The following is a 15,464-nucleotide window of genomic DNA, read 5'->3' on the forward strand; positions in this document are numbered from 1 at the left end:
TATGGCTCGTCGCCGCCGCGAGCGGCACCCCCTCGAAGCCAGCCCTCTATCGAAGGTTCCGGATAATGCGCCTCACCCCCCGGCGCGGCACTCGACGTACCGTCACGATCGTCGCGCTCGCCGCCGTCACGCTCGCCCTGCCGGCCGCGGTCATCGCGGCCTCCCAGCCCACCCAGACGCCATACAATGCCCGTGCGATCACCATGACGTCCGCCGCACCCGCCGCCGCCAGCGCCGAGGGGGTCCTCGACGGCTCCGGCGCCACCGCCAACCCCGGCTGGACCGCCGGTTCCAGCGCGGGCCCGGTCACGGTTCGCCGCGTCTCCGGCGTCGCCGGCCCGTTCACCGCGAAGACCGCGATGGAGCTGACCCGCACCGCGACCGGCAGCGGCACCGGCGGCGGCTGGGCGCTCGCGCTCGCGCCGCTGCGCAACCCGCAGACGTTCTTCGTCCCCGGCAAGGTCTACCGGATGGAGGCCTGGGTCCGGGACACCCGCTCGTCCGGCATGTCGATCGGCATGCTGCTGGCCAACGGCAACTACGGCAACCGGCCCGCGGACGCCGCGGTCTACGGCAAGTACGCGGACACGGCCTGGCACCTGATCACCCGTACCTTCGTGGCCACCGCGGCCGGCAAGGCCGACACCGCCGTCTACCTGGCGCTGCCGTCCTCCGGTGCGTTCGGGTTCCAGGTCACCGGCGTCAGCGTCAAGGAGTTCGCGGCCGCGCTGCCGGCGCGGACCGACATCACGCCGGAGAAGATCCTCTCGTTCGCGGGCAAGGCCGGCACCGCGCCGAACGCGGCGCACTGGAACCACGAGACCGGCGGCAACGGCTGGGGCAACGAGGAGGTCCAGACGTACACGAAGAGCCTGGACAACGCGTACCTGAACGGTGCCGGCAAGCTGCACATCACGGCCCGTAAGCAGACGGTCAAGGGCACCGACGGCATCACCCGCGACTACACCAGCGCCCGGCTGACCACGGAGGGCAAGGTGACGGTGCGGGCCGGCTCGTACGTCGAGGCGGAGATCGTCGCACCGGTCGGCGCGGGCGTGTGGCCGGCGTTCTGGACGGTCGGCACCGCCACCCGCACCCAGGGCTGGCCCGCCGCCGGCGAGCTGGACATCCTCGAGGGCTGGGGCGCCACGCCGACGATCGCGCACAGCGCCATGCACATGGCCAAGGCCGGTGCCCCGAAGACCGACCTGCCGTACGGCTGGGGCGAGGCCGGCGGCTCGACCGACCTCCGCGAGTCGCTGGACGCCCGGCCGCACCGGTACGGCGTGTACTTCGACCGCAACGTGGTCCGCTTCTACATCGACCGCAAGCCGACGATGACGGTGTGGGCCGCGGACGCGATCTCCTCCGGCCGCACCTGGCCGTTCGGCGGCGACCAGTTCCTGGTACTGAACGTGGCGGTGGCGAGCGGCACGCCCACCACCCCGATGCCCCGCACCATGACGGTCGGCGACATCTTCGTCCACGAGGGCGGCACGCCCTTCTAGAGCGTGTATCGAAGTCAGAGCCAGATGTTGATGCAGGCGATCTGGACGGTGGCTTCGTAGCGGACGGCGAGTTTGTCGTACCGGGTCGCGACCGCGCGGTGCTGCTTCAGCCGGCTGATCCCGCGTTCGATGGTGTTCCGTTGTTTGTACCGCTCAGCATCGAAGTCGTAGGGCCGGCCGCCGGCTGCACCCTTCCGGGTGCGGCCGGCGGCCTGGTCGGTCTTGATCGGGATGACACAGGTGATCCGGCGGCGGCGCAGATAGGCGCGGTTGGCCCGGCTGGAGTAGGCCTTATCGGCCATCACCGCCTCCGGCCGGGTTCTCGTCCGGCCGGACAGTTTCACGACCTTCACCCGTTCCAAGACCTTGACGAACTGCGGGCTGTCGCCCCGGTGCCCGGCCGTGACCACGATCGCCATGGGCTTGCATCCCTGCTCACAGGCCAGATGAACCTTTGTCGTCCAGCCGCCACGCGACCGGCCCAACCCGTGATCGTCAGGCTCCGGATCACCGACACCGCCCGGCGGCTCCGCCTGCCCGGCGCTGTCGCGGCGTGCTCCGGCGGCATGCTGATGCGCCCGCGCGATGGTCGAATCAACCGACAGATTCCAGATGATCGCGCCCACCGCCTCGGCCAAAGCTTGCAGCCGGGCGAGGATTCTCGACCAGGTCCCGTTGCGTTGCCACCGGCGAAACAAAGCGTATGCCGCGGACCATGACCCGTAACACGGCGGTATGTCCCGCCATGCACAGCCGACCCTCACCCGCCATCGGATCGCGTCGATCACCGTCCGTCGGCACGTCGCAGGCGGGCGGCCGGAACGCCGCTGGTCAGGAACAGAAAGCAACGGCTCCAGACGCGCCCACTGCACGTCGGTCAGGTCATGCCGCCGCAACACCGCTAAGGTGTCCACGAGGTCTCCGGTATTCAGGTGTTTCTTGGTCGAAAAACCTTCTACCGGAGACCTCGCCTATTTCAGCCACGACGCGCCGCAACCCTCGTGGACTTCGATACACGCTCTAGGGCCGCGCTAGCGACCACCCGGTGATCCAGGTGTCCCGCACGTCGTTGCCCGACGTGCCGGGCACCTGGATCTCGGCGTCTCACGGCCGCGGCGGACCACCGCGGCGACGCGGTGCGGTCAGCGGCGCAGTTCGGCGTCGATGCGGTCGAGGACGTCCGGGTCGGCCGAGCGGAACTTGCGGGCGAAGAGCCGCCGGGTGCCCGCCGGGTCCGGCGGTGCGGCCGGCGTGAGCGGCGGTGCCCAGCGGGCCACCTTGAGCCGGTCGACGTCCGCGCCGGTCAGCCACGGCGGGTGGTGACCGTCCGGGCTGCCGGCCCAGTCGATGTACCACGGGCCCGCGTCGCACGGCGGCAGCGCGTCCGCACCGGCCAGCGCCGGGCTGGCCAGCATGGTCGGCACGAACGTCTCCTCCGGGATGAGCGTGGTGCGCCAGAACCGCAGCAGGTCCGGCCGGTCGTCCACCAGGTCCAGCAGCAGCCGCGCGTGCGCGCCGGAGTAGATCTTCCAGTGCCCGCCGGCCCGCAGCTCCAGCTCCGCCGGGACCGTCCGCGGCCACGGCCAGCGCAACGGCACGCCGCGCAGGTGCAGCACCCGGTCGCGGTGGACGAGGTAGCGGCGGTTGAGCCGCCACAGCCCGCCGTCCGGATGGCGGGGCGTGCTCCACCGCGCCACCGGCAGCGGCGTGTTCGCGATCCACGACCGCCCCCGCCAGACCGCCAGCTCCCGGACCAGATCGTCCACGCTCATCAGCGGGTAACACGCGCCGGAGAGCACCACGACGTGCCGGGCGTCGACGGCGCGGACCGCGGCGCGCAGCCCGGTCAGCTCCGCCCGGACCAGCGACCAGCTGGCCAGCGCGGTCCGGACCCGGTCCACGACGGTGACGTGCGCCGGCAGGCCGGTGGTCATCGCGCGGAAGACCGGCGGCGGGGTGCGCGCGTCGCAGTGCAGGAACACCGGCACGCCGGGCAGCGCGCGGATCAGCCGGTGCACCTGCGCGGGGTCCGCGTGCGCCAGCAGCACCACGGCGAGCGGCTCGGCTTCCCGGCCCGCGCGGTGGGCGCACGCCGGGGACGTGCGCGCACGCGGGCTCATGAGCCGCCCCGGCAGGCGCAGGCGTCCGGCGCGGCGCAGGCACAGGCCACACCCGGCCCGGCCGCAACCGAACCGGCTACACCCGAACCGGCCGCATCCGAGCCGGCCGGGACCGGTGCGGACCGGACCGGTGCGGACGCGGCACGCGGCGGAACCGTGGCGGGCCGGCGCACACCGGCGAGCACCCGGAAGAACCAGATCACCGTGCCGAGCACCAGCGCTCCGCGTACCGCCAGGAAGAGGGGTGTGTCCGGCGCGGCCGGGGCCGCGAGGCCGACGGTGACCGACGCGGCGATCAGCGCCCGCAGCCGGGCCGGTGGCGCCGGGACCGGCGCGGTGGCCGCGGCACCCCGGCGCAGGCCCAGGTAGAGCAGTCCGTACGCGACGACCGTGGCCAGCGCGGCCCCGGCCAGCCCGAGCGGCGGGATCAGCGCCCAGGTGAGCAGCAGGTTCCCCACCGCGGCCACGCAGACCGCGACCGCGACCACGCCGGTGTGGCCGGCCGCGACCAGCGCGCGATGCAGCGCGAGCTGCGCGGCGAACGGCACGGCCGCCACCACGACCAGCGAGAAGACCCAGTACAGATCCTCCGGCCGGTACGACGGCGGGGCCCACACCCGCAGCACGAACGGCGCGCCGATCGCGACGCCGGCCACCAGCGGCACCAGCAGCCGGTAGAGCAGGTCGCGGCTGGCCGCCAGCACGGCGGTGCGCTCACCGTCCTCGACGAGCGCGAAGAACCGCGGCATCCACGCGGTGTTGAGCACGCCGAGCAGCAGGATCGGCCCGGACGCCACGTTGTAGGCGACCTGGTAGCGGGCGACCGCGTCCGGGCCGAGCGCGGCCTGGATCAGCAACCGGTCCGCGGTGGAGAGCACCAGCATGCCGAGCACGGCCGGGACCAGCGGCAGCGCGTAGCCGAGCGCGCCGCGCAGCATCGGTGCGTCCGCCGTGCGCACCCGGCGCGGCGGTGCCAGCGCCAGCCCGGCCGTGACCGCCACGGCCTGCAGCAGCAGCTGACCGAGCAGGAAGTTCTCCGCGGTCGGCCGCACCACCGCGACCAGGCCCAGGCTCGCGGCCTCCGCCACCGCCGACTGCAACAGGCTGACCAGCGCGAACGCGGCCAGCCGGTCCTGGCTGCGCAGCAGTCCGAGCGACGCGTTGGTGATCGCGGAGAACCCGGCCCAGGTGATCGCGAGCCGCAGCGCGGTCAGTTCGCCGGTCAGGCCGAGCGGCCGGGCCCAGCCGGGTGCGGTGGCGAGCGCGAGGCCGGTGACCACGAGCGCCACCGCGATCGCGAGCGTGACGATCCGGCGGGCGTCGTCCGGCCCGCGGGTCCCCGGCCGGGCGTACGCGCGCTGGATCGCGGTCTGCAGCCCGAACCCGCCGACCACGAACAGCACCTGCATGACCGTGTTCGCGGCCGCGACGGTGCCGAACTCGCCGGTGCCGAGGAACCGGGTGAGCACCGGCGTCAGCAGCGCGGCACAGCCGAGCTGCACCGCCCAGAGGATCATGTAGAGCGAGTCCCGGCCGAACAGCCGGGACACGTGCGCCTCGACGCTCACGACGCCGGCCGGTAGGCGAAGACGACGGTCTCGCCGGAGCGGAACGCCACCGACCAGCCGGGCGCGGCGGCGAACGCGTCCCGCAGCGCGGCGAAGTCGTCGCGGGTGTGCAGCCCGTACTCCCAGCCGTAGTACGACGTGACCGGCGACCAGAGCGCGTAGAGGTGGTCGGTCCGCCAGTTCGCCTCGCGGTCCGCGTAGTCCTTGAGCAACGCGGTCAGTCGTGGCACCGCGGCCTGCGGCGTCTCGTTCGCGGGCCGGTCCGCGACCGGGTCCAGGATCGGCCGGTAGACGGAGACGTGCGTGCGCTCCCGGGTCGGCGGCACGCTGGGCAGGTCACCGGCGCCGAGGATGAGCATCCAGCTGCCGCGCGGCCGGTCGAGGAAGTACGCGAACGCGGCGCGGTCACCGGGCCGGCTGACGTTCGTGGCGTCCATGCTGAACGCGGCCGTCACGAACGTGGTGGTCAGCGCCGCGGTCAGCACGAACAACGCGGGCCGCCGGCGTTCGGTGAACGCGCCGGCCGCGAGCAGCGCCAGCCACGGGATGCCGAACAGCGCGGCCCGGAAGATGCCCTCGTTGCCGTACGCGTTCCCGGCGATGATGATCAGGCCGACCGCCGGGCAGGCCGCCATCGCCCAGGCCCGTTCGTCGCGCAGCCGGGTGGCCAGCACCCCGGCCGCGACCAGGCCGAGCAGCACGATGCCGGCGGAGAGCGCGACCACGCTGACCGTGACGATCGGCAGCCGTTCCAGGTCGTCGACCGCGGTGGTGCGCGGCGGCCGGAAGTTCGCGGTGTCGCCGACGCCGCGGAGGCTGAGGAACGTGGAGACCGCGGAGAAGTGCACGAGGGTCCAGGCGATCGCGGGCAGCAGCACGGCCGCGGGCGTCCACCAGGGCCGCACCCAGCGGAACGCGGCCAGCACCACCAGGATCCCGCCGGTGATGTACGGGCTGAGCTGATGCGTCACCGCGAGCACGCACCCGGTCGCGGCCAGCAGCGGGATCCGGTGCCGCACCGCGGACAGCGCGAGGCCGAACGCCAGCAGCCCGAGCACGAAGCCGAGCGACTGCGGCGAGAAGTAGTCCGCGCCGATCGGGTCCGCCAGCACGGCCAGCGCCACCGCGATCCACGCCTGGTACGGCACGGCCAGCACCCGCCCCGCCAGGTACCGCAGCGCGACCACGCGGAACACCGCCATCAGCGGCGGCCAGGCGATCGCCAGCCGCATCGGGTCGCGCAGGCCGGCCACGTCGCACAGCCAGGCGACCGCGGCGAAGAAGCCGGGCCACGCGTTGTACGCCCGCACCGAGGAGTCGAGCGTGCCGAGCGCGCGGATCTGCTGCACCAGCTCGACGTGCTTGTTCGCGGACTGCGAGCGCGGCCCGTCGTAGACCAGCGCGGGCGTGACCGTGAGCGCGAGCGCGAGGATCAGCACGGAGACGGCCAGGGCGGTCTGCGTGCCGGCGCGCGCGGTGGCGAGACCGATCAGGACGAGCGCGAGGCCGGCGTACCAGACCGGCCCGATCCGCACCAGGAAACCCCACAGACCGGGGTCGAGGTGCCGGTGGGTGAGCGCGGCGCCCAGGCACAGCGCGCCACCGAGCACCGAGATCAACCCGGACGCGGCGCCGTCGAGCGCGGGCCGGGCGATCGGCTCGCGCAGCAGCGACAGCCCGTGCGCCACCACGGCCGCGACGGTGAGCGGCACGAACGCGGCGAGCGGATGCCAGACGCCGGTGAGCAGCATGCCGGTGCCGACGATGACCGGCAGCGCGAGCGCGGTGAGCGCGGTCAGTGCCATCCGGGTGCCGGCCGGCAGGCGCAGCAGCGGCGCCCACGGCGCGGAGCCCAGGCCGAGCAGCGCGAACGCCAGCAGCGCCGCACCGCGCAGCCCGGGCGCGCCGGCCAGCTGGCACAGCCCGGCCAGCGGAAGCAGCAGCAGGCTGCCGGCGGAGAGCGCGAGCCGCGTCGTGGTGTCCGGGTCGGCGGTGCGGAGCGTCCGCAGCTGGGTCACCGCGTGCCTCCGGCGCGGCGGGCCCGCAGGTAGAGCAGCGGACCGGCGAGGTACCCGGCGAACTCGCGGCGCAGCGCGGCCCGGGGCGCGGTCACGCCGTCCAGCCGGCGGTGCGTGTCCGGCCGGATCCGGGCCAGCCGCAACAGCCCGGCCGGTACGCGGCGCAGCAGGTCACGGCGGGTGTCCGGGGCGAGCGCGAGCTTGGTCAGGTACGCGGTGAGCCCGGTGCCGTACCCGTACATCTGGCGCAGCAGCGAGGCCGGGTCCGCGCGGTGGTGGTGCCAGACGACCGCGGCCGGCTGGTAGGCGATCGCGTGCCCGGCGCGCAGCACCCGCACGAACGCGTCCAGGTCCTCGCCGCCGCGGGTCGGTGAGCCGGCGCCGAGCGCCTCGTCGAAGCCGCCGATCGCGAGCGTCCGCTCCCGATGGAACGCGACGTTCGCGCCGGTGCCGAAGATCCCCGCGGAGTACGGGTAGAGCGGCCCGCCGTCGGTGTCCCGGTCGTAGAGCCGGGCGGCGACCCGGCCGGACCAGCCGGAGTTGCGCGCGTCGAAGTACGCCTCGGACGCGTTGCCGATCGACGCGGTGCAGACCAGCCCGGTCACGCACGCGACGTCCGGGCGGGTCGCGAAGCCGCGCACCAGCCCGTGCACCCAGCCGGGGTCCACGGAGACGTCGTCGTCGGTGTAGGCGACGTACCTGCCGTGCGCCGCGATCAGCCCCCGGTTGCGGGCCGCGGACAACCCGGGTCGCGGCTCCCGTACGTACCGGAACCGGCTGTCCCTCTCGGCTCTCGCCGTGACCAGGCGCTCCGTCGAGTCGTCGGACGGCGCGTTGTCCACGATCACGATCTCCAGCCGGGGGTACGTGAGTGCCGCCAGCCGGTCGAGCGCGGCACCGAGCTGTCCGGCCCGGTCGCGGGTGCAGACCACCACGGACACGAACTCGTCCTCGGTCACCCGGTTCGGGCAGGCCGCGGTGGCCGGCGCGGGCCGCTCGCCGAGCGCCGGCGCCGCGCCCTCGACCGCCAGGTGGGTGAGCGCCGCCGTCCCGAACGCCTGCCAGGCGGCCGCGACCAGCGCGTCCACCGTGGTCCCGGCCGGCCGGGTGAGGTAACCGAGCGGTTCGCCGTGCAACCGGACCAGCACCCGCATCCGGGGCTCGTCGCGCGCGGGCACCACGGCCTTGAGTCCGTCCACACCGGAGAGTTCCAGTTCGCAGCACCAGACGCCGACGCCGGTGGTCGCGGGCGCGGCGGGCAGCACGGCGGTCACAGCACCGCCTCCAGTGCCTCGGACGCCTCGGCCGCGGACCGGGCGAACGTGAGGCCGGGCAGCGCGTGCAGGTACGCGTCGTACGCGGCCGAGATCTTCCCGGAGCAGTTGTCCATCGCGATCACCGGAATCCCCATCAGGGCGGCCAGCACGGCCGCGTGCAGCCGGTCGGTGACCACCGCGCGTCCCCGGGACAGCACGGCGCGGGCCCGGCCGACGTTGTGTGCCGCGATCGCGGCGAACGAACGCTCCACCGTGGTCTGCAGCGGGCCGCGCAGCGCGGGCACGTGCCGGGCCAACGCCGACGGCGCTCGCAGCAGGTCCCAGCGCAGCCGGTGCACGCCACGGAAACCCCAGTCGGTGCGCAGCGCGCTCGCACCGGCCGGGATCGTCACCCGGTGGTCGCCGGTCTGCTCACCGTCCGTGCGCAGCAGCAGCACCACGTCGTGTGTGGCCGGTGCGGTGCGCGGCTGCGGCCCGGCGCCGGGCGCGAGGTCCGGGCAGAACTCCGTGCGCACACCGGGGAACGCCTCCCGGGCCCGGGTCAGGCTGCGCTCGTCGCGCAGCAGGAGCGTGAGGTCCGGGTGGGCGTGGAACGCGGCGCTGGCCTGCGCGAGCCGGCCCGGGTCGCGGAAGTCCATGGACTGTGGCAGCTGGACGATCGGCCGGTCCGGGTGCTCGCGGAGCAGCCGTTCCCGGAAGTCCTGGCGGAGCGGCCAGAGGTCGCCCAGATTTCCGCCACCCTGAATGAGGATCGGCCCCGTCGGATGCCGGTGGCGCAGTACCGTGGGACTGTAGGTCCGGTCGTCGGCGAGATATCGCACCACGAGGCCGAGTCGCCGCAGATGGGCCACCTGTCCAAGGTGGATCAGCGAGTCGCCGGCATTGTCGTGGGCGGGGAAGTCGAGCAGCGCCACGTGTGGGCCGCCGGGCAGGAGATCCTGCAGGATCGCTCCCGTCCGCGCGGTCAGGGCGCGGACGGGATCGTCGATGCGGGCGTCGGTCACGGGATGGCCCTCCGGGCGACGGTCATCGGGTGGCCCTCCGGCTTCCGGTGGGCCGGCCGGTCAGATATCCGAGCACGGTCACGGTCAGCCCGGCGAGGATCGCGCCCGCCTGGAGCAGTCCGCTGGGCCGCCGGACCGCGCCGGCGAGGCCGCGGGCCACGCCGAGCGGCAGCACCACGCGTACGTACCGGCGTTCGGCCGTGAGCGCGGCACCGGCACCGGTGAGCGCGGCGACCGCACGCTTGGACCGGCCCTCGTGGTAGCAGCGGCTCAGGAAGTAGCGGAGCCGCTGCCGGTCCGCCGGCACCAGGTGGTCCACCCGGGCCCGCGGGTCGAAGACGACGGCGGCACCGGCGTGCCGGCGCGCCAGGCGGATGCAGAACTCGGTCTCCTCGCAGCCGACCGGGAGCGTGCCGATCCGGCCGACCACCTCGGAGAAGCCGCCGACCTCGGCGAAGCAGGCCCGGCGGATCGCCATCGAGGCGCCGATCGGGTTGCGCACCGGCGCCGGCTCGGTGGGCAGGCCGCGGTATCCGCAGCCGACCACCCAGCCGAACTCGGGCGGGAACCAGCGCGGCGGTGACCCGCCGGCCCAGCGCGGCGCCACCTCGGTGCCGACAACCTGCACGGCCGGGTCGGCGAACCCGGCGCGGACCCGGCCGAGCCAGCCGTCCGCGGCGGTGGCGTCGTCGTCCAGGAACGCGACGACCGGGCAGTGGCTGAGCCGGACGCCGGTGTTGCGGGCGCCGGACAGGCCGGGCGGCCCGGCGCTGGCGACCGCATGCGCGCCGGGGATCTCCCGGTCCACCCTGGACAGCAGTTCCGGATTGTGGTCGACCACGACGATCAGCTCGTCGTGCGGTGCGAGCTGGGCGGTCACGGACGCGCAGGCGGCGACCAGGTCGTCGAAGCGTCGTTCGTGGTAGGTGCAGACGACGACGCTGATCGCGGGCGCGCCCGGACCACCGTCGCCGGTTCGGGTGGTCTCCTCCGGTGCGAGCAGGGTCACGAGAGCCCTCTCGCGCCCGCGCGGGCGTGTTTGCGGCCGGCGGCGGTGCCGCGGATGCGCATCGACGCGGACACCCGGTGCCGTCGCCCGGCCACGGTCGCGGACGCCGCGGCCACCTCGACCGCCAGGTGCGGGATCGGCTTGCGCGGCCATTCGCGCATGATGGTGCGCAGCACGCGGAGCCCGTCCGTGATCGCGTTGAGGTTGCTCACGCCGTGGATGCGCTCGTGCTCGTAACTCGGGATCTCCTCGACGCGCAGGCCGGCGCGGGCCACGCGCAGGTTGAGCAGCGTCTCGATCTCGAAGCCGTCGCCCCAGAGCCGTTCGCCGTTCGCGGGCCGGGGCGTGGTGTGGTCCAACCCGAAGATCGGCAGGTGCGCGGCCCAGAACGCGTTGTAGCCGTAGCAGAGGTCGCTGTAGCGGGTGCGGAACAGCACGTTCACGAAGAGGCTGAGTGCCTTGTTGCCCAGACGCCGGATGCCCGTGATGTCCGCGCTGCCCCCGCTGGCTACGAACCGGGATCCCTTGGCGAAGTCGGCACCGCGGCGCAGCGCCTCGACGAAGCGCGGGATCTCGCCGGGATCGGTGGACCCGTCCGCGTCGATCATGACGATGATGTCGCCCTTGGCCGCCGCGAATCCGCAGGCCAGGGCATTTCCTTTGCCCCTGCGGCCCTGCTGGATCACGCGAATGCCGGGCAGCAGGCGCCGCGCGGTCTCGACCGTGTCGTCCACGGAGCCGCCGTCGACGAGGATGACCTCGTCCACGTCCGGCATCGCGCCGAGCACGTGTGGCAGGTTCCGGGCCTCGTTCAGTGCCGGAACGATCACGCTCACCGAAGGAGGCGGCGCGTGATGGTGATATTGCATGGCATCTCCAAACCACCGGTGTTGTGGGTGCATGCCGTCACGCTGTGTGCCGTGACCGTTACAGAGTAGGCGGGGCACATCGGTGGAGAGCGCATGAATCACAGGTAATGCCCGCAAGGTATCGCGGTCCAGGCGAAGTGGACCCTCGCGATAAACCGCTCCCATTACCCTTGATTGGGCATTTCACACGCGGGGCGCGGAAATTTATCCGTACCGGCCGGACAGCCCGTTCGCGAGCATCGCGAACGCGTCCTCGGCGGCCTCGACCGCACCGGGATGACGCGCGTCCGCGCTCTCGCCGGTGGCCAGATGCCGCCAGTTCTCCCGGGCCAGGATGCGGCGGGCCGCCACGATCTGCCCGGCCGCGACGAACTCCGCCGACCCGGGCGTGTCGGCCCCGGCCAGCGCCGCGGCCAGCGACTCCTCGTCCCCGGCCGCGTGCGCCGCGACGCGGGCGGCCAGCGCCGGGGTCTCGAAGACCAACCGGTGGTACGCCAGCACCTGCGGATGATCGTTGAGGCCGGTCACCGGGTCGCGCGCGTCCAGCCCGGCGCGGAAGTGCGCGCGCAGCGCGGCCAGCGGCGCCACGCCGGCCGGGCGTGCCCGGACCACCCGCGCCGGCTCGCCCGCGTGGTCCGCGGCGCGGTGCAGCGCGAGGTCCTCCTTCGACGCGAAGTACTTGAACAGCGTGGGCTTGGAGACCTCGGCGGCGGCCGCGACCTCGGCGACCGAGACCCGGTCGTAGCCGCGCTCCAGGAAGAGCGCGATCGCGGCGGTGGAGATGGCGTCGCGGGTGCGCTGCTTCTTGCGCTCGCGCAGGCCCCCGTCGGTCACGCGCTCAGCGTACCAAGGGGAAAGAATTTGACTTGGTAATTTTCTTTACTAGGTTAAGCTTTCGGCATGGCGGTTCCCTCCGATGAACTCGACTTCCTGGCCGAGGTGCGCGCGGCGCTCGCCCGTATGCTGGACACCGCGGCTCACCGCGTCGCGACCGGCGCGGACGTGGCCGGCGACCGGTGGACGGCCGAGCGGCTCGGCCGCATGCTGAAGAGCCACCTCAAGGAGCTGCGCGAGGAGCCGGCGGCGCCGCCCTACTTCGGCGCGCTGCACTTCACCGACGGCGAGCGGCACCGGATCGGCCGCCGCCGCGTCACGGACGCGCAGGGCACGCCGCTGGTGCTGGACTGGCGTGCGCCGGTGTCCCGCGCGTTCTACCAGGCCCGCGCCGCGGATCCGCAGGGCGTGCACGTCCGGCGCCGCTACGGCTGGTCCGGCACCACGCTCACCGGGTACGAGGACGAGCACCTGCCCACCACGCCACCGGTCACCGTCCGCCCGTCCCCGCCCCGCCCGGCCACCGGCGAGACCGCGCCGACCCGCCCGGCCGCCACGGAGACCGGGCCGGGCCGGCCGGGCGCCACGGAGACCGCGCCGGTGGCCGGGGAGGCCTCGTTGAGCCGGCTCGTGGCCGAGGAGATCGAGCGGCCGCGGGTCGGGCCGATGCGCGACATCGTCGCCACCATCCAGCCGGACCAGGACGACCTGGTCCGGGCCCAGATCGGGGACACCGTGTGCGTGCAGGGCGCGCCCGGCACCGGCAAGACCGCGGTCGGGCTGCACCGCGCCGCGTACCTGCTCTACGCCCACCGGCGGCAGCTGGAACGCGCCGGCGTGCTGGTGCTCGGGCCGAGCCGGATGTTCCTCGGCTACGTCGCCGCGGTGCTGCCCGCGCTCGGCGAGGTGCGGGTCGAGCAGCGCACGCTCGCCGAGCTGCTGCCGGTCGCCGCCGTGGCCACCGATACGCCGGAGGCCGCGCTGGTCAAGCACGACGCGCGGATGGCGGGCGTGCTGGAGCGCGCGCTGTGGTCGCGCGTCACGCCACCGACCGAACCGCTGTCGGTGACGGACGGCTCGTACCGTTGGCGGATCCCGGTCCCGGCCCTGGAGAGACTGCTGGTGGACGTGCTCGCGGAGAATCCGCGCCACGGCACCGGCCGGGAACGGCTGCGGGCCCGGATCGTCGCGCTGATGCAGACCCAGGCGGAACGGCGCGGCGAGACCCCCGGGTACGCGTGGCAGCAGCGGATGTCGCGGTGCGCGCCGGTCCGGGAACTGCTCGACCGGGTGTGGCCCCGGGTGCGGCCCGCCGAGCTGGTCGCCGCGTTCCTGAGCGACCCCGCGGACCCGGCGCTCTCGGCCGCGGAGCGCGCGGCCGTCCGCTGGCCGCGGCCCCGCTCGGCGCGCACGGCCCGCTGGACGGAGGCGGACGCGCTGCTCATCGACGAGGTCGCCGGGCTGATCGAGGCACCGCCCGGGTTCGGGCACATCATCGTGGACGAGGCGCAGGACCTCTCCGCCATGCAGTGCCGGGCGATCGCGCGCCGCGGCACGCACGGCTCGCTGACCGTGCTCGGCGATCTCGCGCAGGGCACCACGCCGTGGGCGCCCACGTCCTGGGCCCCGCTGCTGGCCCACCTCGGCCGGCCGGGCACGCCGGTCACGCCGCTGACCGCCGGGTTCCGGGTGCCGGCCGCGGTGCTGACGGTCGCGAACCGGCTGCTCGCACCGCTCGGCGTGGACGTGCCGCCGGCGCGGTCCGTGCGTACCGACGGTGTGGTCCGGTTCCTGCCGTCCGGCTCCGTGCGCGACACGGTCGCCGAGGCGCTGGAGCGGGAGGGCTCGGTCGCGGTGATCGCGGCGTCCGTCGACGGGCTGGAGCTGCCGCCCTCGCCGCGGCTGACCGTGCTGCCCGCCGCGCTGGCCAAGGGTCTCGAGTTCGACCACGTGATCGTGGTGGAGCCGGCGGACATCGTGGCGGCCGAGCCGCGCGGCCTGAACCGGCTCTACGTGGTGCTCACCCGCGCGGTCGCCAGGCTCGATGTGATCCACTCCCGGCCGTTGCCCGCCGCGCTGCGCAGCCGCCACGCACCGCAGTGACAGCGTTCGTAGCGGACCGGCCCGGTGCTGGTGCGGTGGCTGGAGACCGTGCGCCAGATGTGCTGTTCCGTCATGCCCTCGACGATGATGTAATGCCCTTGTGCACATCAACCCTTACGGCGAGGACGCGGTTCTGCTCGCGATAGACCTGCTGCGCAACCCGCCGGCGACCGCGGCCGAGCTGGAGGCGCGCTGCCGCGCGGTGGACCTGATGATCGAGCAGCCGGTCACCGACGCGGACCTGGACGCGACCCGGGAGTTCCTCCGGACCTGGCTCGGCGTGGTCGACGCGCCCGACTTCACCACCCGCGCCGACCGGCTGAACGCGCTGCTCGCCGGCTCCTCCGCCCACCCCCGGCTGACCAACCACGCGGACGACGGCTGGCACGTGCACTACCGCGGACCGGACCTGCCGCTCGGCTGGCTGCTGCGCGCCCTGATCAGCGTCGGCACCGCGCTGCACCTGGCCGGGCGCGGCATGCACCGCCTCGGCCGGTGCGCCGCCCCGGACTGCACGGCACCGTTCGCCGACATCAGCCGCACCGGCCGCCAGCGCTACTGCAGCACCACCTGCGCCAACCGCGACGCCGTCCGCCGCCACCGCGCCCGCACCACCGCGGCCTGAGCCCGCGACCCGGCCGATCGACGGCCGGGCGGCCGACGGTCCGGGCGGCCGGCGCCGCTTGCTGGGGCGGCGCTCAGCGCGCGCGGTCGCGGGTCGCGGCCAGCGCCCAGGCGACCAGGGCCGGCTGGCCGAGCAGACGCAGCGCGCGCTTGCGGTCGGTGTCCAGTCCGAAGCCGTCGCGGCGCTCGACGTACTGCGCGATGTTGCCGGGGAAGACGCCGACGAAGAAGCCGGCGACCGCGGCCCCGAGCACCTTGCGGGCGGGCTGGCGCCACGTCGTCAGCAGCGCGGTCCCGAGCGCCAGCTCGACGACGCCGGACGCGAGCACCACCGCGTCCGGATCGAGCGGCACCCAGGACGGCACCTGCGCCTGGAACTCCCGGCGCTGCGTGGTCAGGTGCCCGGCGCCGGCGGCCAGCAGCACGGCGCCCAGCCCCGCCTGGCCCAGAGCCCGCAGCACGGGCGCGGTCTGCTTCATGATCGGCACTCCCCCGGAGGACGCGGAACGATGACCGTGGTGAGATCCCCC

13 protein-coding genes are annotated in these 15,464 nt (G+C 74.2%); 3 read left to right on the plus strand and 10 right to left on the minus strand.

The features are described from left to right. Nucleotides 1-65 precede the first annotated feature (65 nt). Nucleotides 66-1,508, plus strand: a complete 1,443-nt coding sequence (locus J2S44_RS12925; protein ID WP_310412579.1) for a glycoside hydrolase family 16 protein — start codon at nucleotides 66-68, stop codon at nucleotides 1,506-1,508. Between the two features lie 14 nt (nucleotides 1,509-1,522). Here J2S44_RS12925 and J2S44_RS12930 read toward each other — a convergent pair whose 3' ends face one another. The 9 genes from J2S44_RS12930 to J2S44_RS12970 form a co-directional block, all read right to left on the minus strand. After that, nucleotides 1,523-2,404, minus strand: coding sequence for an IS5 family transposase (locus J2S44_RS12930; RefSeq protein ID WP_310429634.1), 882 nt, complete (start codon nucleotides 2,402-2,404; stop codon nucleotides 1,523-1,525). A gap of 246 nt (nucleotides 2,405-2,650) precedes the next feature. Then, complete coding sequence (locus J2S44_RS12935; RefSeq protein WP_310412582.1) at nucleotides 2,651-3,628, minus strand: beta-1,6-N-acetylglucosaminyltransferase; 978 nt, start codon at nucleotides 3,626-3,628, stop codon at nucleotides 2,651-2,653. Next, nucleotides 3,625-5,196 (minus strand): lipopolysaccharide biosynthesis protein, encoded by a 1,572-nt coding sequence (locus tag J2S44_RS12940; RefSeq protein ID WP_310412586.1) that lies wholly within the window; start codon nucleotides 5,194-5,196, stop codon nucleotides 3,625-3,627. Before J2S44_RS12940 ends, J2S44_RS12935 begins: the two co-directional genes overlap by 4 nt. Further along, on the minus strand, nucleotides 5,193-7,214 hold the full coding sequence (locus J2S44_RS12945; protein WP_310412589.1) for a hypothetical protein: 2,022 nt from the start codon (nucleotides 7,212-7,214) through the stop codon (nucleotides 5,193-5,195). The genes J2S44_RS12940 and J2S44_RS12945 overlap by 4 nt, the downstream gene beginning before the upstream one ends. After that, nucleotides 7,211-8,488, minus strand: coding sequence for a glycosyltransferase family 2 protein (locus J2S44_RS12950; RefSeq protein WP_310412592.1), 1,278 nt, complete (start codon nucleotides 8,486-8,488; stop codon nucleotides 7,211-7,213). The genes J2S44_RS12945 and J2S44_RS12950 overlap by 4 nt, the downstream gene beginning before the upstream one ends. Further along, nucleotides 8,485-9,495 carry a polysaccharide pyruvyl transferase family protein gene (locus J2S44_RS12955; protein WP_310412595.1) on the minus strand — a complete coding sequence of 337 codons (1,011 nt, stop codon included), beginning with the start codon at nucleotides 9,493-9,495 and terminating at the stop codon, nucleotides 8,485-8,487. The genes J2S44_RS12950 and J2S44_RS12955 overlap by 4 nt, the downstream gene beginning before the upstream one ends. 22 nt (nucleotides 9,496-9,517) lie before the next feature. Further along, a complete protein-coding gene (locus J2S44_RS12960) occupies nucleotides 9,518-10,504 on the minus strand; it encodes a glycosyltransferase family 2 protein (protein WP_310412598.1) in 987 nt (328 codons plus the stop codon). Beyond that, nucleotides 10,501-11,340 (minus strand): glycosyltransferase family 2 protein, encoded by an 840-nt coding sequence (locus tag J2S44_RS12965; RefSeq protein ID WP_310412600.1) that lies wholly within the window; start codon nucleotides 11,338-11,340, stop codon nucleotides 10,501-10,503. Before J2S44_RS12965 ends, J2S44_RS12960 begins: the two co-directional genes overlap by 4 nt. Before the next feature lie 237 nt (nucleotides 11,341-11,577). Next, nucleotides 11,578-12,207, minus strand: a complete 630-nt coding sequence (locus J2S44_RS12970) for a TetR/AcrR family transcriptional regulator (protein ID WP_310412603.1) — start codon at nucleotides 12,205-12,207, stop codon at nucleotides 11,578-11,580. 66 nt (nucleotides 12,208-12,273) lie between these two features. Here J2S44_RS12970 and J2S44_RS12975 point away from each other — a divergent pair, with 66 nt between their 5' ends. Then, nucleotides 12,274-14,310 carry a HelD family protein gene (locus J2S44_RS12975; protein WP_310412606.1) on the plus strand — a complete coding sequence of 679 codons (2,037 nt, stop codon included), beginning with the start codon at nucleotides 12,274-12,276 and terminating at the stop codon, nucleotides 14,308-14,310. Between the two features lie 100 nt (nucleotides 14,311-14,410). Beyond that, on the plus strand, nucleotides 14,411-14,935 hold the full coding sequence (locus J2S44_RS12980) for a CGNR zinc finger domain-containing protein (protein ID WP_310412609.1): 525 nt from the start codon (nucleotides 14,411-14,413) through the stop codon (nucleotides 14,933-14,935). A 73-nt stretch (nucleotides 14,936-15,008) separates the two neighbouring features. Here J2S44_RS12980 and J2S44_RS12985 read toward each other — a convergent pair whose 3' ends face one another. Next, nucleotides 15,009-15,413: a DoxX family protein gene (locus tag J2S44_RS12985; protein ID WP_310412612.1), complete on the minus strand. Its 405-nt coding sequence runs from the start codon at nucleotides 15,411-15,413 to the stop codon at nucleotides 15,009-15,011. Nucleotides 15,414-15,464: the final 51 nt, after the last annotated feature.

Source organism: Catenuloplanes niger (genome assembly GCF_031458255.1).
GTDB classification, from domain to species: Bacteria; Actinomycetota; Actinomycetes; order Mycobacteriales; family Micromonosporaceae; genus Catenuloplanes; species Catenuloplanes niger.

Excerpts from the sequence above, each read along its gene's own strand:
- J2S44_RS12975 (WP_310412606.1), top strand. The coding sequence starts at position 12,274 with ATGGCGGTTCCCTCCGATGAACTCGACTTCCTGGCCGAGGTGCGCGCG.
- J2S44_RS12935 (WP_310412582.1), bottom strand. The coding sequence starts at position 3,628 with ATGAGCCCGCGTGCGCGCACGTCCCCGGCGTGCGCCCACCGCGCGGGC.
- J2S44_RS12925 (WP_310412579.1), top strand. The coding sequence starts at position 66 with ATGCGCCTCACCCCCCGGCGCGGCACTCGACGTACCGTCACGATCGTC.
- J2S44_RS12985 (WP_310412612.1), bottom strand. The coding sequence starts at position 15,413 with ATGAAGCAGACCGCGCCCGTGCTGCGGGCTCTGGGCCAGGCGGGGCTG.